17 protein-coding genes and 1 pseudogene are annotated in these 16,001 nt (G+C 61.0%); 11 read left to right on the top strand and 7 right to left on the bottom strand.

What is annotated here, in order from left to right:
* Nucleotides 1-7 precede the first annotated feature (7 nt).
* Nucleotides 8-1,150, top strand: coding sequence for an NnrS family protein (locus tag K4O48_RS02165; RefSeq protein ID WP_222910552.1), 1,143 nt, complete (start codon nucleotides 8-10; stop codon nucleotides 1,148-1,150).
* 85 nt (nucleotides 1,151-1,235) lie between these two features.
* A complete protein-coding gene (locus K4O48_RS02160; protein ID WP_222910551.1) occupies nucleotides 1,236-1,763 on the top strand; it encodes a hypothetical protein in 528 nt (175 codons plus the stop codon).
* Here the strand turns inward: K4O48_RS02160 and K4O48_RS02155 are convergent, their stop codons facing one another.
* Nucleotides 1,764-2,729 carry a magnesium transporter CorA family protein gene (locus K4O48_RS02155; protein ID WP_222910550.1) on the bottom strand — a complete coding sequence of 322 codons (966 nt, stop codon included), beginning with the start codon at nucleotides 2,727-2,729 and terminating at the stop codon, nucleotides 1,764-1,766. It lies immediately after the preceding gene.
* 137 nt (nucleotides 2,730-2,866) lie between these two features.
* Here K4O48_RS02155 and K4O48_RS02150 point away from each other — a divergent pair.
* From K4O48_RS02150 to K4O48_RS02140, 3 genes and pseudogenes are all read left to right on the top strand, one after another.
* Nucleotides 2,867-3,124, top strand: a pseudogene (locus tag K4O48_RS02150) (hypothetical protein); the annotation flags it as partial.
* A gap of 76 nt (nucleotides 3,125-3,200) precedes the next feature.
* Nucleotides 3,201-3,446: a TIGR02647 family protein gene (locus K4O48_RS02145; RefSeq protein ID WP_222910548.1), complete on the top strand. Its 246-nt coding sequence runs from the start codon at nucleotides 3,201-3,203 to the stop codon at nucleotides 3,444-3,446.
* A 184-nt stretch (nucleotides 3,447-3,630) separates the two neighbouring features.
* Nucleotides 3,631-6,459 (top strand): class I adenylate cyclase, encoded by a 2,829-nt coding sequence (locus K4O48_RS02140; protein WP_222910547.1) that lies wholly within the window; start codon nucleotides 3,631-3,633, stop codon nucleotides 6,457-6,459.
* 35 nt (nucleotides 6,460-6,494) lie between these two features.
* Here K4O48_RS02140 and rnk read toward each other — a convergent pair whose 3' ends face one another.
* Both rnk and cyaY read right to left on the bottom strand, forming a co-directional pair.
* Nucleotides 6,495-6,902 (bottom strand): nucleoside diphosphate kinase regulator, encoded by a 408-nt coding sequence (gene rnk, locus K4O48_RS02135; protein WP_222910546.1) that lies wholly within the window; start codon nucleotides 6,900-6,902, stop codon nucleotides 6,495-6,497.
* A gap of 162 nt (nucleotides 6,903-7,064) precedes the next feature.
* Complete coding sequence (cyaY, locus tag K4O48_RS02130; protein ID WP_222910545.1) at nucleotides 7,065-7,397, bottom strand: iron donor protein CyaY; 333 nt, start codon at nucleotides 7,395-7,397, stop codon at nucleotides 7,065-7,067.
* A gap of 200 nt (nucleotides 7,398-7,597) precedes the next feature.
* On the opposite strand from cyaY, the gene lptM reads away from it, so the two are divergent.
* The 6 genes from lptM (at nucleotide 7,598) to K4O48_RS02100 (ending at nucleotide 12,241) form a co-directional block, all read left to right on the top strand.
* The gene (gene lptM / locus K4O48_RS02125; RefSeq protein ID WP_222910544.1) at nucleotides 7,598-7,738 is read left to right on the top strand and encodes an LPS translocon maturation chaperone LptM; all 141 of its coding nucleotides are present in this window, start codon (nucleotides 7,598-7,600) and stop codon (nucleotides 7,736-7,738) included.
* Nucleotides 7,739-7,750: 12 nt separating this feature from the next.
* On the top strand, nucleotides 7,751-8,998 hold the full coding sequence (gene lysA / locus K4O48_RS02120; RefSeq protein ID WP_222910543.1) for a diaminopimelate decarboxylase: 1,248 nt from the start codon (nucleotides 7,751-7,753) through the stop codon (nucleotides 8,996-8,998).
* 10 nt (nucleotides 8,999-9,008) lie between these two features.
* Nucleotides 9,009-9,839, top strand: a complete 831-nt coding sequence (gene dapF / locus K4O48_RS02115; protein WP_222910542.1) for a diaminopimelate epimerase — start codon at nucleotides 9,009-9,011, stop codon at nucleotides 9,837-9,839.
* On the top strand, nucleotides 9,836-10,531 hold the full coding sequence (locus tag K4O48_RS02110; RefSeq protein ID WP_222910541.1) for a DUF484 family protein: 696 nt from the start codon (nucleotides 9,836-9,838) through the stop codon (nucleotides 10,529-10,531). Before dapF ends, K4O48_RS02110 begins: the two co-directional genes overlap by 4 nt.
* 118 nt (nucleotides 10,532-10,649) lie before the next feature.
* Nucleotides 10,650-11,549, top strand: a complete 900-nt coding sequence (xerC, locus tag K4O48_RS02105) for a tyrosine recombinase XerC (protein ID WP_222910540.1) — start codon at nucleotides 10,650-10,652, stop codon at nucleotides 11,547-11,549.
* Nucleotides 11,546-12,241 (top strand): HAD family hydrolase, encoded by a 696-nt coding sequence (locus K4O48_RS02100; RefSeq protein ID WP_222910539.1) that lies wholly within the window; start codon nucleotides 11,546-11,548, stop codon nucleotides 12,239-12,241. Before xerC ends, K4O48_RS02100 begins: the two co-directional genes overlap by 4 nt.
* A 117-nt stretch (nucleotides 12,242-12,358) precedes the next feature.
* On the opposite strand, the gene sutA is transcribed toward K4O48_RS02100, so the two are convergent.
* The 4 genes from sutA to K4O48_RS02080 form a co-directional block, all read right to left on the bottom strand.
* The gene (gene sutA / locus K4O48_RS02095; RefSeq protein ID WP_222910538.1) at nucleotides 12,359-12,694 is read right to left on the bottom strand and encodes a transcriptional regulator SutA; all 336 of its coding nucleotides are present in this window, start codon (nucleotides 12,692-12,694) and stop codon (nucleotides 12,359-12,361) included.
* 74 nt (nucleotides 12,695-12,768) lie between these two features.
* Nucleotides 12,769-13,194: a secondary thiamine-phosphate synthase enzyme YjbQ gene (locus tag K4O48_RS02090; RefSeq protein WP_222910537.1), complete on the bottom strand. Its 426-nt coding sequence runs from the start codon at nucleotides 13,192-13,194 to the stop codon at nucleotides 12,769-12,771.
* A 97-nt stretch (nucleotides 13,195-13,291) separates the two neighbouring features.
* Nucleotides 13,292-14,545, bottom strand: a complete 1,254-nt coding sequence (locus tag K4O48_RS02085; RefSeq protein ID WP_222910536.1) for an ammonium transporter — start codon at nucleotides 14,543-14,545, stop codon at nucleotides 13,292-13,294.
* Nucleotides 14,546-14,625: 80 nt separating this feature from the next.
* Complete coding sequence (locus tag K4O48_RS02080; RefSeq protein ID WP_222910535.1) at nucleotides 14,626-15,942, bottom strand: ammonium transporter; 1,317 nt, start codon at nucleotides 15,940-15,942, stop codon at nucleotides 14,626-14,628.
* Between the last annotated feature and the right edge of the window lie 59 nt (nucleotides 15,943-16,001).

The raw sequence follows: 16,001 nt of genomic DNA, 5'->3' as shown, positions 1-16,001 counted from the left end.
GTTGCAGATGGCCCCACGCAAGCCGCGCCTCCCCTTCGCCAACGCCTGGTTCTTTCCCGCCGCCGCGCTCTATGCGGCCCTTGTCCTGCCGTGGTCTGTGTTGACCATGCTTGGCCTTGTGCCGGCTCTGCCTGGACTGACCACACCTGCCGGCCACGCTCACGAGATGCTGTTTGGCTACGCGCTTGCGGTTGTTGCGGGCTATCTGCTTGGCCCCCAGCCTCAACGGCTCACGCTTGCGCTGCTCGTTTGCTGGTTAGCTGCACGTGTCGGTTTTCTTCTCTCTCCAGGCGCGTGGTTTGCAGTCGGCGCCAACCTGTTATTTGCCGCCGGGCTGCTGTGGACGGTAGTGCCGCGTTTTGTCGGGGCCGCCAAGAAATGGCGCAACCAGACGGTGGCACCCGTAGTCATCGGAATCGGGCTGACCAGCCTGTTGGCCAGCGTTGGCATCAGCCCGTCGCTACCGCTGCGGGAGCAGGCGCTGATTCTTTTCGCGGTACTGATGTTCTTCATGGGTGGACGCATCATCGCGCCTGCACTGGCGGGGCACGCGCAAAGCGAAGGACGCCGTCTCGACGCACGTGTGCAGCCCCAACTAGAAGGTGCCGTGCTGATCCTGCTGGGCCTGGCACTTGGGTTGAGCCTGCTGCCTTGGCCGCTACTGGGGCGACTGACAGGGGGCATGCTGGTTGCCGCCGGTGCACTCAGCGCGATCCGACTGATGCGCTGGCAGCCATGGCGCTACTACGCCCGCCCCGACTTGATGGTCCTGCTCGTTGGCTACACCTGGCTTTCGCTGGGCCTAGTGCTGCTCGGGGTTGCCATGAGCGGGCCATGGCTGCCCGTCCATGCCACGCTGCATGTGTTGACCATCGGTGCGCTGGGAAGCCTGACATTCGGCGTGATGGTGCGCACACGTCTGCTGTATCGCTTCCACGATGCCAATGCGCAGCCCTGGATTCATCCCTTTGCCTTGTTGATCAGCATAGCGGTGCTGGCGCGCGTCCTACCGCCGCTGTTGGGCATCGAAACCAACGCCTGGTGGTTGGTTGCCGCAGCCTGCTGGTCATCCGCGTTCATCGCCCTGGCAGCATTACTCTGGCGGACCCGACTGCCGCCGCGCCCAAGGTCCCGACCCGCTGCCGACTAGCAGCCGCCGGAACTCTGGGGGCGTCCGCCGGCCTCTAGTAGAGACGTTTCTTTATCGCTCTGACGACTGTTTGCTCGAGACAACCATGACCGATCTGCGCACGTTGCTACTGAACCAGGACACCCAAGCCGGCGAAGTCTTCGACTCCCCAAAAGAGCGGCTGACCTTCTACCGCTCGGAAATTCATTTCGAGTCCACCCTGCTCGCCAGCCGCACCAGCGGCTATCTGTCGTCGCAGTCGTTTCTGATCATCGCCTTCGCGTCATCAATGGCCAACACCAACCCTGACTGGGGAAGTCTGTTTCGGCTGGTGGTGCCAACGGTGCTGGCGTTACTCGGACTCGTCACGTCGCTGCATGCCATACCGGGCATCCGGGCGAGTTACAACGTGATCGAGCGCTGGCATCACAAACAGAGTGAATTGCTTCAGTTTGAAGGGACTGTTGGCCTGTTACCCAACAACGACTCGGCACTGTTCGGCGAAGGCAACACCCCGGCAGGCGGTGAGCGTTACAAGCGTACGCTGATGTTTTCTCTACGCACCCCTGTCATCTTCGGGAGCGTCTGGGCGGTGCTCGGCGCGTTCTGCATCGTGCTGCATTTTTTCGGCTGATCAGAGCCAGTCGCGAAACTTGAACCAGGCGTAAGGGATGATCGCCGACACCACCATCATGCCCAGGGCCATTGGGTAACCGAACGGCCAGCTGAGCTCCGGCATGCGGTCGAAGTTCATGCCGTACACGGTACCGACCAGCGTCGGCGGCAGGAACAGCACAGCCGCGATGGAAAACACCTTGATAATCGCGTTCTGCTCAATGTTGATCAGACCCAAGGTGGCATCAAGCAGAAACGCAATGTCACCCAGCAAACGCGCCTGATGCTCGCCCAGTGACCGTACGTCCCGCTCCAACGCTTTCAGCAGTCCTTTGGCGACGCCCTGCCCCGGCTCATTGGCATGCAGACGGTAAAAAGCGATCAACCGATTGGAGCTGAACAGGCTTTCGCCCAGTTGCGACAGCAACGAGCGGTGCTGACCGAGTTGCTGGATGATCTGTTGCAAGTCTGTTCGCTGCTCTTTCCGCTTGTCGAAGATGCATCGCGACAAGGTCTGTAGCTCGACCTGAACGCTTTCCAGTACGTCGGCAATGCGGTCCACCACCGCGTCGGCCAAGGCAAGGAAAATCTGGTGGCTGGAGGAAAAGGTTGAGGGTTGCCGAGCGCTCTTTGTTTCGAACTGCCGGAACGCACTGAGCTCGGTGTATCGGACCGTTACGAGGCACCGTTTGGTTAGCACGAAGGTCACTTCTGCATTTTCCGGACGCCGATCGGCGATTCCCATCACCACGGTGGTGGTCATGAAGACCGCACCGTCCTCTTCGTAAAAGCGAGACGAATCCTCGATTTCCGCAAGCTCTTCACGGGTTGGGATGTCCAGGGCCAGCGCCGATTCGATGAAGCGCTCTTCCTCGGGGCCGGGCGACAGCAGGTCGACCCACAGGACGTTGTCGGGGAGGACCTGCGTGTTTTCGGCAGCGCGGCGTACCAACGCGCCGTTTTCAAGACAGTAAAAAGTGATCATTGCTGTAGTCGCGTTCCCGATAGTCCATAGTGAAAATAGAAACCGACCCAAGCGAAGCGTTCAGCAGGTATTTGCCGCGGCTTTACCGAAACACGCTTGCTACCATCCTGACTGAGAGTTGCGACATGAACGACGCTACATCCGACGACGACGAAACCTTCGCAGAGGAAACCCTGATCCAGGCCATCGAAAATCAGCTGGAATCCGGTGAGCCGGCCGCCGCGCAGGCTACGCTGAACAAGCTGACCCTGGTTGGCTACGAGCGTGACGAAATCCTGAAACTGATGGCCCTTGTCTTGGCTCGGGAGATTCGCCTGATGCTCGAGCAGGACCGCGGATTCGACAACGACAGTTACGAGGCGCAACTGCGAAATCTCCCCGATTTAGCCGAATAGTCTAAGACCACCGCACGCCGTCACGCAGCATCTACACTTCGAGAACAGGGCCGAGCCCACCCGTAGAGGAGCAAACATGTCTTACACCCCAGAAGTGGTAGCCGAGCTGGAAATTCTTCGACTGTTCAATCTGGACAACGCGCTCGAAGGCCTGAAAGTCCACCACGACGCCGGCGATGCTGCCATCGCTGCTGCGAAACGCCTGCATCGTAAAGGTCTGACAACCCAACCCGATGGCGGTTACCTCACCAGCCTAGGCCGCGACGCGGCCGAGCACGCGCAGGGGCTACTGACCATCCTGCAGGAGACCACCCCGGCCTGAGAAACGGCGCGACCATCTCTTTGCCGATGACATAAGGCGCCCTAGATTGGTCACGAACAGCCGCTCGGTCAGCACGGCCTGCCCGCGACCGCAGCGGCTTTTCCTCGCACCTGGGAGCCGTGTTAACGTTCGGCTTTACCCATCCACACGTCGGACAACGTCGTTTGCCTGAACGAGCCGCCCCATGACCCGCCACCAGGAAATCCGCCCCATTCTTGAGGAGGGGATTGATCGCAAAGTGCTCGCCGCCCTTCGCGCTCGGTTTCTTGCATTGAATGCTGCGCGCCTGGAACGTACGCGCCTGGTCATGTCGCCCCGCCAACAGTCTGTTCTCACGCTGTTGCCGCTGCTGTTTCACGTCAACCACCCCATTCTTCCGGGGTACGTAACCAGCAACACACCCGCCGGTCTGGCCGGTTTCGAGCCCGATGCCAACACCCTGGCAGAAGCTCAGCGGCTGAGTCGCTCGTTTTCGTACAAGCCTCTGCGCAGCAACCCAGCACAACCGATCCTCGGGCTGTATCTCATGGGGAGCTTGGGGACCGTCGCGCAAGACGACCAGAGTGATCTTGATGTCTGGGTCTGCCACGACCCGGATCTCTCCGCACAACAGCTCAGCGAGCTGCAACGCAAATGCGAGTTGTTGCAGGCGTGGGCAGCGGCGCAAGGCAGCGAGGCGCATTTTTTCCTGATCGACCCGGTGCGCTTCGCTCAGGGCGAGCGCGAGGCGAAACTGACGTCCGATGATTGCGGTACCACCCAGCACTACCTGCTGCTCGACGAGTTCTATCGAACCGCAATCTGGCTGGGCGGCCGCACGCCACTGTGGTGGTTGGTCCCAGACTATGAGGAGCACCGCTACACCGAGTACGTGCGAACCCTTCTAGACAAGCGCTTTGTCCGCAGTGATGAAGTGCTGGACTTCGGCAGCCTGGCCAACATCCCACCGGGCGAATACCTCGGTGCTGGTTTATGGCAGTTGTACAAGGCGATCGAATCGCCCTACAAATCCCTGTTCAAACTGTTGCTGGTCGAGGCGTACGCGAGCGAGCACCCAAAGGTGCGTTGCCTCAGTCTCGATTTCAAACAGGCGGTGTATGCCAACCGTCTGGAGATCGACGAGCTCGATCCTTACATCGTTGCCTACCGCCGGATCGAGCAATACCTTGAAATCCGCGGTGACCAGGAGCGTCTGGCGCTGCTGCGTCGCTGTCTCTACCTGAAGGTCAACAAGCCGCTCAGCCAGCCGCCTCGCAACCGCAACAAAAGCTGGAAACGACGCCTGCTCGAGCGTCTGGCGGCGGACTGGAACTGGGACCAGCGGCATTTCGCGCAGCTCGATACGCGCAACCAGTGGAAGGCGCGCCGTGTCGTCGAGGAGCGGCGGGCGCTGGTCAATGAACTGACCTACGGCTACCGATTCCTCAGCGAGTTTGCTCGGCGACTGCAGATCATCAGCAGCATTAACGGGCGGGATTTCGGCGTACTCGGCCGACGCCTGCACGCGGCCATCGAACGCAAGGCCGGCAAGATCGAGACCATCAATCTGGGAATCGCTCCCGATCTGGCCGAACACAGCTTGACCCTGGTGCAGGGTTACGACGCCGCGGACGATGTGTCATGGGCACTTTACGAAGGCAACTTGAACACGCGGCAGATCAGTGACTTTTCGCCGCTGAAACGCTCGCGGGAATTGGTTCCGCTTATAGCGTGGTGCCACCGTAACGGTGTGATCGATACGGCCACGCATGTCGCCTTGCACCCCGGCGACAGCGGACTGACAGAAGCCGAGCTGTTCGCACTGTTGACTGACATTCGACAGGCATTCCCAATGCCGCCCGAGGTGATCGGCGATGAAGCCCTGCTGGTCGCCGCCTCACCAGTCAAAGTCCTCCTGCTGATCAACGTCGGGCTCGATCCACTGAATCCGCAACAGCCGCTGTCGTTCGATGAGCTGAACGAATCGCTGCGACACGGCGTGACGCGGGACAATCTGGTGATGAGTATCGACCAGCTCACCCTGAATAGCTGGAGCGAGTTAATCGCAACACGGTACGAGGGCACCTCTCCGCTCCCGGACTGCCTACGCGATTTCCTGCAGGAGCTGCCGACGCCCAGCAAACGGCCGGAACTCCAAATCCGCTGTTTCAGCCGTAACGCCGGCATGGCATTGGCCCGCCGTATAGAAACGGTTTTCACCGATGCGCAGCGATTACTCGACGAACCGGGCGAGAGCCGTTATCTGCTTCAAGTGCGTCAGCACTACCACGTGCTCGACCTGGCGGCCGGTAATATTCGCCATACAGCCTTGAGCGACATGCCCGCGCTCCTGGAGCATCTCGGCGAAGCACACCATGACATTCGCCCTATCCGGGTGGAGCGATACGCGCTCGAAGGGACAGACCTTCCGCTGATTCTCGGCAACGCCAGAGCGCACTGCCTGCAGGTGTTCTACCGCATCCACGGAAGCCTGGCAGAGGTTACGGTGCTGGATGAATTCAATGCGTTATGGCGCCAACAGCAGCCCTTCCGGGACGAACAAAGCTTGCTGACGCCTCTGCTGCGTTTTCTGCAGTCGGTGAGCTACCGACGCACCACGCAGCTGCCATTCGAAGAAAGCCGTCTGGCGGCAATGGATATCCTGTTTTATAGACTCTCAGCGCCTGCGGGCGGTGTGTTGGAACTCGAGCGCAGGCCAGCGCCCCAGGAAGACGCCAGCGACCCGTTCTACGATATCCAAGCCATTGTCGAACCCAGCGAAAGAGGCCGTTCGCTGGTTACGCTGTATTGCAACCATCAGGAATTTTCGAGCCTGGAATATGGCGCAGAGCTGTTCGCGGCCGTGGCTCATTACATCCTTGCGCAGCGCCGGGGCGGCGAGCGCTATCCGTGCTACCTCACGGACCTCGATCTGTCAGGTCTGCACGGGACGGGTCGTGCGCAGACCGTGCAGCACCTGCGTTACAAAGCGGATCTCGAAGATGCCCTTAATCAGGCGCTCAGCGCGCTCTGATAACCCATGTGGCATGGCGCTGGCACGGCATCGTTTTACAGGTTGACGTCGCCCGCCGCTTCCGGCTGATATTCGACCGCCAGCAGTGTGAGCTTGAGGACTTTACCGCCGGGCGTTGGCCAGTCGATATGCTGGCCGACCGTCATGCCCAGCAAGGCGGTACCGACGGGCGCCAGCACCGAAACCGTACCTTCTTTTCCTGCGTCTTTCGGGAAGACCAGTGTCAGATGGTAATCCTTACCAAGACTTTCTTCGCGGCAATGAACGCGGGAGTTCATCGATACCACGCCGGCAGGCAGCTCGCTACGCTCAACCACCTGGGCGCGGGACAGCTCTTCCTCGAGCGCCTCGGCGGCCGGACCGTAGTCCGCCAAGCCGTCGAGCAATCGCTCAAGTCGCTGCAGATCGGGTTGGGTGATGATGATAGGCGGTGCACTGGCCATGGGTCCGGATGAGCTCCTGTAAGGAAAATTAAACTGACAAAAAAACAAAACCCCGCCCGAAGGCGGGGTTTTTTAACCTGAAGGCGACCCTATCACAGCCCGATAAATTAGCAAGCCTGATGGGTCACGACCGATCGTAACGCCACTCGCCAAGCACCTATCTCATAGTTCCTCGAAATCGAGGGCTTCGCCACCCTGCTCCTGCATAACGCGGGCCAACAATTCGCCCAGGCGCTCGTCATTGGCGTCGCAGATCCACAATGCGGACGCTTCGTCATAGTCGAAGTGGAAGCCACCCGAGCGCGCTGCCACCCACAACTGACGGAGCGGCGGCTGACGGCTGAAGATCAGCTGCGTGCCGTTCTCAAAGCGCACCGTGAGAACGCCGCCGGCGTTCTCCAGATCGACATCCATGCCACTGTGATCGAACACATCCTCAATCTCTTCTTGGGCGGCGTCGACAAGATCGTGAAAGCGGGCTTCGCTCAGGCTCATGTATCGTTTTCCTCGGTACGGTGGGTACGGCGGCGCCAGGCTCGCCGACGATGCGGGCGAGCTTAGCAGGCCACCGCCGCGTCTAGCGAGCGGCTGTCCGACCGGACGCCTGTATCCGCGCCGGTGAGCGTGGCCGCATAGGCAATCGGATGGGTGCTGGGTATACTCCGGCCCATCGATTTTTCTAGGATTGCACCCCAATGAAGCGTCTGCTGCTTCCACTCATTGCACTCGCGGTTCTCGCTGCCGCGCTCGGCGGCTGCGGCCAGAAAGGCCCGCTTTATCTCCCGGACGACGAAGCAACCGCCAAAGAACGTTCCAAAGACCGATTCGAACTGTAAAGGAGGCATTCCATGGAGGCCTTCTCGTACCGCGACGGTCAACTCTTCGCGGAGGGCGTGGCGCTGCCTGCTCTCGCGCAACGCTTCGGCACCCCAACCTACGTCTACTCACGCGCTCACATCGAGGCCCAGTACCGCGCCTATGCCGACGCCCTGCAAGGCATGCCTCATCTGGTCTGCTTCGCGGTCAAGGCCAACTCCAACCTGGGCGTACTGAATGTACTGGCTCGCCTCGGTGCTGGCTTCGACATCGTTTCGCGCGGTGAGCTGGAGCGCGTGCTGGCCGCCGGTGGCTCGCCGGAGCGCATCGTATTCTCCGGAGTTGGCAAGACCCGTGACGACATGCGTCGTGCGCTGGAAGTCGGTGTGCACTGCTTTAACGTCGAGTCCACCGAAGAACTCGAGCGTCTGCAGCACGTGGCAGCCGAACTGGGCGTTGTGGCCCCGGTGTCGCTGCGCGTCAACCCGGATGTCGATGCCGGCACTCATCCGTACATTTCCACCGGTCTCAAGGAAAACAAGTTCGGCATCGCGATAGCCGACGCCGAGGATGTCTACGCGCGCGCGCATGCGCTGAGCAACCTGGAAGTGATTGGCGTCGATTGTCATATCGGTTCGCAGCTGACCAGCTTGCCGCCTTTCCTCGATGCCCTTGACCGCCTGCTGGCGCTCATTGATCGCCTGGCCGTGCGCGGGATTCGGATTCGTCATCTGGACTTGGGTGGCGGGCTCGGCGTGCGTTATCGCGAAGAGCAGCCGCCGTTGGCCGGTGATTACATCAAGGCCGTGCGCAAGCGCATCGACGGGCGCGACCTCGCGCTGGTCTTCGAGCCGGGCCGTTCGATCGTCGCCAATGCCGGTCTGTTGCTGACCCGTGTGGAATACCTCAAGCACACCGAGCACAAGGATTTCGCCATCGTCGATGCGGCGATGAACGACCTGATCCGCCCGGCGCTGTACCAAGCTTGGATGGATGTCGTACCGGTCCAACCTCGCGAAGGTGAGGCACGTCATTACGATATCGTCGGGCCGATCTGCGAAACGGGTGACTTCCTGGCCAAAGAGCGCTCACTGAGCCTGGCGGAAGGCGATCTGCTCGCTGTTCGATCGGCCGGTGCCTATGGTTTCGTCATGAGCTCGAACTACAACACCCGGGGCCGGGCCGCCGAGGTGCTGGTGGACGGTGACCAAGCCTACGAAGTGCGCCGTCGCGAGAGCGTGCAGGAACTCTATGCTGGCGAAAGCCTGCTGCCCGCCTGAGGCCACGACGATGCTTTTGCGTTTTACCAAGATGCACGGCTTGGGCAACGACTTCATGGTCATCGACCTGATCAGCCAGCACGCGCACATCCAGCCCAAGCACGCCAAGCAATGGGGTGATCGGCATACCGGCGTGGGCTTCGATCAGTTGTTGCTGGTCGAGCCACCGCACAACCCGGACGTCGATTTCCGCTATCGCATCTTCAACTCCGATGGTTCGGAAGTGGAGCAGTGCGGGAATGGTGCGCGCTGTTTTGCGCGTTTCGTGCTGGACAAGCGCCTCACCATGAAGCGGCAAATTCGCGTCGAGACCAAGGGCGGCATTATCGAGCTGGACGTTCGTTCCGACGGGCAGATCGGCGTTGACATGGGGCCGCCCCGCCTGACCCCATCAGAGATCCCCTTCCAGGCGGACAGCGAAGCCCTGAATTATCCGCTGGACGTCGACGGGCAGCGCTTTGAGATCGCCGCACTATCCATGGGCAATCCGCATGCCGTGCTGCGCGTAGACGATGTCCTCGCCGCGCCTGTGCATGAGTTGGGCCCGAAGATCGAGCACCACCCGCGCTTCCCCCAGCGCGTCAACGCTGGATTCCTGCAAGTGGTGGACCGTCGCCACGCAAAATTAAGGGTTTGGGAGCGTGGCGCTGGGGAAACCCAGGCATGTGGCACCGGTGCCTGCGCCGCGGCTGTCGCTGCAATTCGCCAGGGCTGGATGGATTCGCCCGTGCAGATTGATCTACCGGGTGGCCGTCTGTCCATCGAATGGGCAGGCCCGGAACAGCCCGTTATGATGACCGGCCCCGCCGTTCGCGTTTTCGAAGGACAGGTTCGCCTATGACCGAGCAAAATCAGGACAAGCCGCAGCTGCCGGATGCGGAATCCGTCGCGGCGTACCTGAGCGCCCATCCGGAATTCTTTGTCGATCACGACGAGTTGATTCCCGAGCTGCGCATTCCCCATCTGCCCGGCGGCGCCGTCTCGCTGGTCGAACGGCAAGTCAAGCTGCTGCGTGAACGCAATATCGAAATGCGTCATCGCCTGTCACAGCTGATGGACGTCGCGCGGGACAATGATCGGCTGTTCGACAAGACGCGTCGGCTGGTTCTCGACCTGCTCGATGCAAACAGTTTGGAAGAGGTCATCGGTGCGGTGGACGAAAGCCTGCGGCACGAATTTCAGGTGCCTTACGTCAGCTTGATCCTGTTCAGCGAATCGCCGCTTCCGGTCGGCCGCAGCGTGACCGCCGCCGAGGCGCAACAGGCCATCGGTGGCCTGCTCGGTACGGGCAAGACGGTCTGCGGCGTGCTACGTCCTCATGAGCTGACGTTTTTGTTTGGCGAAGAAGAGAGCAGTGGCATCGGCTCGGCTGCTGTCGTCGCGCTCAACCAGCAGCAAGGCATTCTGGCGATCGGCAGCCAAGACCCGCAACATTACAAAAGCTCGCTGGGCACACTGTTTCTTGGCTATATCGCCGAGGTATTGACGCGCGTCTTGCCTCATTACTCCGCACCGCTGCGCTCGGTGCGCTGAGCCAGCCACGCGAGGCGCAGCTGTTCAGCCGTTTAGCAGGTGCCGAATAGGCAGCGTCTTGCGTGAGTCCTGGCATCCTAGGCTTGCAGCTGCTTCTTAGCCCGAAGGGAGCTTTCCGATGCAAGCCGATCTCGACGCCTACTTCGAACACCTGCGCAGCGAGCGCCAAGTGTCACCCCATACGCTTGATGGCTATCGGCGCGACCTGATTAAAGTCACCGGCTTCTGCCTGAAACACCATCTAGAGACATGGGCTGCGCTGAACACCTCACATGTTCGCCAATTGATCGCTGAACAGCACCGTCAGGGCCAATCCGGCCGTAGCCTGGCGCGGCTGCTCTCATCGCTACGCGGCCTCTACCGTTATCTCAACCAAGAAGGTCGCTGCGCGCATGATCCGGCGGCGGGAATCTCCGCGCCCAAAGGTGAAAAGCGCCTACCGCGCCTGCTCGATACCGACCGGGCCATGCAACTGCTTGACGGCGGTATTGAAGACGATTTCATCGGCCATCGCGACCAGGCGATGCTTGAGCTGTTCTACTCATCCGGCTTGCGCCTGGCGGAGTTGGTCGGTCTGAACCTTGATCAGCTCGATCTACCGGCCGGCCTGGTTCATGTTCATGGCAAAGGCAACAAGGAACGAGTGTTGCCGGTTGGACGCATGGCACGAGACGCGCTGCAGGCCTGGCTACCGCTGCGAGCGCTGAGCAACCCCAGCGACGGCGCCGTCTTCGTCAGCCAGCAAGGCCGACGCCTGGGCGCTCGCGCGGTGCAGCTGCGGGTACGCCAGGCCGGCGTGCGTGAGCTCAGCCAGCATCTGCACCCGCACATGCTCCGGCATAGCTTCGCCAGTCACATGCTCGAATCCTCACAGGATTTGCGCTCGGTACAGGAGCTGCTCGGGCACGCCGATATTGGCACGACCCAGATCTATACCCACCTGGACTTTCAGCATCTGGCCAAGGTCTATGACCAGGCGCACCCGCGCGCCCGACGTAAACAGGACAGCGACCAATGAGCATTCAGCTGATCACCTTCGACCTCGACGACACGCTCTGGGATGTAGGCCCCGTCATTCATAGTGCGGAGCTTCGTCTGCGGGACTGGCTCGACCAGCACGCGCCGCGTTTGGGAGGTTTACCGGTCGAGTCGCTGGCCGCGATCCGCCGCATGCTGGTCGAGTCTGAGCCGGGCTTGAAGCACCGCATCAGCGAACTGCGTCGACGCATACTCTTCCACGCGCTGCACGACGCGGGCTACACGGATGGCGACGCACGCGCCATGGCCGATCAGGCATTCGAAGTGTTTCTGGAAGCCCGGCATGCCATTGACCTCTTCCCTGATGTGCATCCCACCCTGGAGCATCTGGCCAATCACTACACCCTTGGCGTGCTGACGAATGGCAATGCTGACGTGCGGCGGCTAGGGCTGGCCGACTACTTCCAGTTCACCTTGTGCGCAGAAGAACTGGGCATCGGCAAGCCGGACCCGCGCCCGTTTTGGGAAGCACTTGAGCGCGCCGGCGTAAAAGCTGAGCATGCCGTGCACATTGGTGATCACCCCGACGACGACATCGGGGGCGCACAGCGCGCCGGTGTTCGCGCGGTCTGGTTCAATCCCGGCGGCAACCGCTGGCAGTACGAAGGCCAACCAGACGCTGAAGTACAGAGTCTGGCCGAGCTTCCAGGTTTGCTGGCGCGCTGGGCCTAATCAACTAACCGCTCTGCAGAGACGACAAAGCCCAACACGACGGTGTTGGGCTTTTCCGCGGCTACGCATTGAGACAATGCCTGCCGGCTACGACCCGATTGTTACGACGCCGTCGACTCAGATAGGTCGACTGCCGTATTTACTGTCCGGCTTTTTCGGCGGGTCAGCGACGACGTTGGGCTCGACTTCCTGCACGCGCCCTCCGCGTGCCAAAAACTCTTCCATCGCGCGCGCCAGCTCGTCTCGCTCACGCTGTTTGGCTTCCAGGCTCGGCAGTTCTTCAACGACGACCGCTTTGGCTTTCGCCTTCTTGCTGGTGGGGGCCACACGCTCGCTGTCGGTGCCGTCTTCAGCGCTATCGTCAACCTCACTATCGTCCGCAGCGGCCAGCTCCTCGCCGTCCTCCTCGTCGTTAACGTCCAGATCGTCTTGTTCTAATTCTTCGTCACTCATGTTCAACCTCATACCTTGCCAAAGCGGAAGTTATAGCCCAGCGATGTGCTTTGTTCGCCACCGCCAAAAAAAATTCAACTTGCCATTCCATGCAGCGTTGCAAGGATCTGCCTAGCGCCACCCTGGTCTCGGTGTTCGCCCAGATAAATGCCTTGCCAAGTACCCAATGCCAATCGCCCCTCGCTGACTGGCACACTCACCTGGCACCCGAGCAGGCTTGCCTTGAAGTGCGCTGGCAGATCGTCAGGCCCTTCATAATCGTGCTCGTAACCACCCTGTCCCTGCGGCACCAGGCGGTTGAAAAACCGCTCAAAATCGCGGCGCACCGCACCGTCGGCGTTTTCATTAACAGTCAGCGAAGCCGATGTATGACGTAGCCACAGGTGTAACAGACCGACCGGACATTCATGCAGTTCCGGCAGTTGTGCGAGCAGCTCATCGGTTATCAGATGGAAACCTCTAGGCCTCGGTCGCAGCGTGATCATAGTCTGTTGCCACATGCTCGGTAGCCCCCTCGACGTCTGACCGGGCGCATTCTAGCGCGGCGCCAGAAAAAACAAAGGGCGCCCGCGGGCGCCCTCGTCATTGCGTTGAAAATCAACGTTTGCTGGTGAACTCCGGATAGGCCTCCAGACCGCACTCGGTCACGTCGACGCCCTCGTACTCCTCTTCTTCGCTGACGCGCAACCCCATCACCGCCTTGATGATGCCCCAGACAATCAGGCTGGCGATGAACACCCAGGCGAAGATCGACACCAGGCCCAGCAACTGCGCACCGAAGGACGCATCCGCATTGGTCAACGGCACGGCCAACAGGCCCCACATACCGACCACACCATGCACCGAGATGGCACCGACCGGGTCATCGAGCTTGAGTTTGTCCAGCCCGAGGATGCTGAACACCACCAGCACACCACCCACGCCACCGATCAGCACCGCCTGCAGTGCACTCGGTGTCAGCGGTTCTGCCGTGATCGCAACCAGACCCGCCAGCGCGCCGTTGAGGACCATGGTCAGGTCCGACTTGCCGAACAGCAGACGGGCGGTGATCAATGCCGCGACCAGACCACCAGCGGCCGCCATGTTGGTATTGGTGAACACCTGAGCGACCGCGTTGGCGTCTTCAATGGTGCTCATCTTCAGCTGCGAACCGCCGTTGAAGCCGAACCAGCCCATCCACAGGATGAACGCACCCAGGGTGGCCAATGGAAGGTTGGCGCCGGGGATGGCGTTGATCTGGCCGTTCGGGCCGTACTTGCCCTTACGCGGACCCAGCAGGATGACACCCGCCAAAGCCGCCGAAGCGCCGGCCATGTGCACCAGGCCAGAACCTGCAAAGTCGAGGAAGCCAGCGGCGTCAAGGAAGCCGCCGCCCCATTTCCAGAAACCCTGTACCGGGTAGATGACGCCCGTCATCACTACCGCGAAGGCGATGAAGGCCCAGAGCTTCATCCGCTCGGCCACCGCGCCGGAGACCACCGACATGCAGGTCGCGGCGAACACGACCTGGAAGAAGAAGTCGGCACGGGTCGAGTAGTACGGCGCGTCTTCGCCACCAGCGGCGACCACGTCCACGGCGTTCTCGTCACCGATCAGGAAGCCCAGACTGGGCAGGATGCCGCCGTCCGGGCTGGAATACATGATGTAGTAACCGATCAGCAGATACATGATCGACGCAACGGCGTAGAGCACGATGTTCTTGGTCAGGATCTCGGCTGTGTTCTTGGCTCGAACCAGGCCGGCTTCGAGCATGGAGAAACCGGCCGCCATCCACATCACCAGCGCGCCGCAGATGAGGAAGTAGAAGGTGTCGAGTCCGTACTGGACGGGTATCAGTGCAGTGCTATCCATTTTTTATCACCTTTTGCCGAGCGCCTCGCAGCGCTGTTCGGGTAAGGCGTCCGGGTTGGCTCCGGACGCACTCCGTGTGCTTACAGGTTGTAGCCGCGCTCGTTGTGCAGGCTGAGATCCAGGCCTATGGTTTCTTCTTCTTCGGTGACCCGCAGCCCCATCACCACATCGATCACCTTGAGGATCACGAAGGTGACGATGGCGGTGTAGACGACGGTGAAGAGCACGCCCTTGAACTGGATCCACAGCTGCAGTGCGATGTTTTCCACCTCACCAAAGCCGCCCAGTGCCGGGGCAGCGAACACGCCAGTCAGCAACGCACCCACGATGCCGCCGACGCCGTGCACGCCAAAAGCGTCCAGCGAGTCGTCGTAACCGAGCTTGCGTTTCAGGCTGGTTGCACAGAAGAAGCAGATGACGCCGGAGGCCAGACCGATGATCAGCGCGCCCATCGGGCCGACCGTACCGGCGGCTGGTGTGATGGCGACCAGACCGGCCACGACACCCGAAGCGATGCCAAGAGCGCTGGGTTTGCCGTGCGTGAACCACTCAGCGAACATCCAGCTCAGCGCAGCCGCAGCGGTTGCAATCTGGGTCACTAACATCGCCATACCGGCTGTGCCGTTGGCAGCCAGCGAGGAGCCGGCGTTGAAACCGAACCAGCCGATCCAGAGCATCGCGGCGCCGACCAGGGTAAGGCCGAGGTTGTGCGGAGCCATTGGCGTGGTCGGGAAGCCTTTGCGCTTACCCAGCACGATGCACGCCACGAGGCCAGCGATACCGGCATTGATGTGCACCACGGTGCCGCCCGCAAAATCAAGCACGCCCCAGTCCCACATCAAGCCGCCGTCGCCGCCCCAGACCATATGAGCAATCGGCGCGTACACGAGGGTGAACCAGACACCCATGAACACCAGCATCGCGGAGAACTTCATGCGCTCGGCGAAGGCACCGACGATCAGCGCCGGAGTGATGATGGCGAAGGTCATCTGGAAGGTGATGAAGACTGCTTCCGGGACCGTCCCGGTAAGGCTGTCAGGCGTCAGACCACTGAGGAACACGCGCCCCAGACCGCCGACGAACGAGTTGAGATTGGTGACGCCCGCTTCCATACCGGTCGTATCGAAGGCCAGGCTGTAGCCGTAGGCCATCCAGAGGATGCTCATCAGGCCGGTAATGGCGAAGCACTGCATCATGACCGAAAGAATGTTCTTGGAACGGACCATGCCGGCGTAGAACAACGCCAGGCCCGGAATCGTCATGAACAGCACCAGCGCGGTGGCTGTAAGCATCCAGGCCGTATCGCCTGAATCCAGCGTTGCCTCCTGCGCCATGGCAATGCCGGGGCTTATCAGAGACAAAAGGGCTCCTAGCCCTGCGAATGTTCGCAGAGTCATGGTTTTACTCCTGGGGCGTGGGGGTTCGTAGGCCTGCTAGGCAGGCAATCGCAAATGCT

The organism is Pseudomonas sp. DNDY-54 (genome assembly GCF_019880365.1).
Taxonomy (GTDB): domain Bacteria; phylum Pseudomonadota; class Gammaproteobacteria; order Pseudomonadales; family Pseudomonadaceae; genus Stutzerimonas; species Stutzerimonas stutzeri_P.
This window is presented reverse-complemented; position numbering and strand designations above follow the sequence as displayed.

Coding starts and splice junctions, on each gene's coding strand:
- K4O48_RS02165 (WP_222910552.1), top strand. CDS start 8: ATGGCCCCACGCAAGCCGCGCCTCCCCTTCGCCAACGCCTGGTTCTTT.
- K4O48_RS02160 (WP_222910551.1), top strand. CDS start 1,236: ATGACCGATCTGCGCACGTTGCTACTGAACCAGGACACCCAAGCCGGC.
- K4O48_RS02155 (WP_222910550.1), bottom strand. CDS start 2,729: ATGATCACTTTTTACTGTCTTGAAAACGGCGCGTTGGTACGCCGCGCT.
- K4O48_RS02145 (WP_222910548.1), top strand. CDS start 3,201: ATGTCTTACACCCCAGAAGTGGTAGCCGAGCTGGAAATTCTTCGACTG.
- K4O48_RS02140 (WP_222910547.1), top strand. CDS start 3,631: ATGACCCGCCACCAGGAAATCCGCCCCATTCTTGAGGAGGGGATTGAT.
- rnk (WP_222910546.1), bottom strand. CDS start 6,902: ATGGCCAGTGCACCGCCTATCATCATCACCCAACCCGATCTGCAGCGA.
- cyaY (WP_222910545.1), bottom strand. CDS start 7,397: ATGAGCCTGAGCGAAGCCCGCTTTCACGATCTTGTCGACGCCGCCCAA.
- lptM (WP_222910544.1), top strand. CDS start 7,598: ATGAAGCGTCTGCTGCTTCCACTCATTGCACTCGCGGTTCTCGCTGCC.
- lysA (WP_222910543.1), top strand. CDS start 7,751: ATGGAGGCCTTCTCGTACCGCGACGGTCAACTCTTCGCGGAGGGCGTG.
- dapF (WP_222910542.1), top strand. CDS start 9,009: ATGCTTTTGCGTTTTACCAAGATGCACGGCTTGGGCAACGACTTCATG.
- K4O48_RS02110 (WP_222910541.1), top strand. CDS start 9,836: ATGACCGAGCAAAATCAGGACAAGCCGCAGCTGCCGGATGCGGAATCC.
- xerC (WP_222910540.1), top strand. CDS start 10,650: ATGCAAGCCGATCTCGACGCCTACTTCGAACACCTGCGCAGCGAGCGC.
- K4O48_RS02100 (WP_222910539.1), top strand. CDS start 11,546: ATGAGCATTCAGCTGATCACCTTCGACCTCGACGACACGCTCTGGGAT.
- sutA (WP_222910538.1), bottom strand. CDS start 12,694: ATGAGTGACGAAGAATTAGAACAAGACGATCTGGACGTTAACGACGAG.
- K4O48_RS02090 (WP_222910537.1), bottom strand. CDS start 13,194: ATGTGGCAACAGACTATGATCACGCTGCGACCGAGGCCTAGAGGTTTC.
- K4O48_RS02085 (WP_222910536.1), bottom strand. CDS start 14,545: ATGGATAGCACTGCACTGATACCCGTCCAGTACGGACTCGACACCTTC.
- K4O48_RS02080 (WP_222910535.1), bottom strand. CDS start 15,942: ATGACTCTGCGAACATTCGCAGGGCTAGGAGCCCTTTTGTCTCTGATA.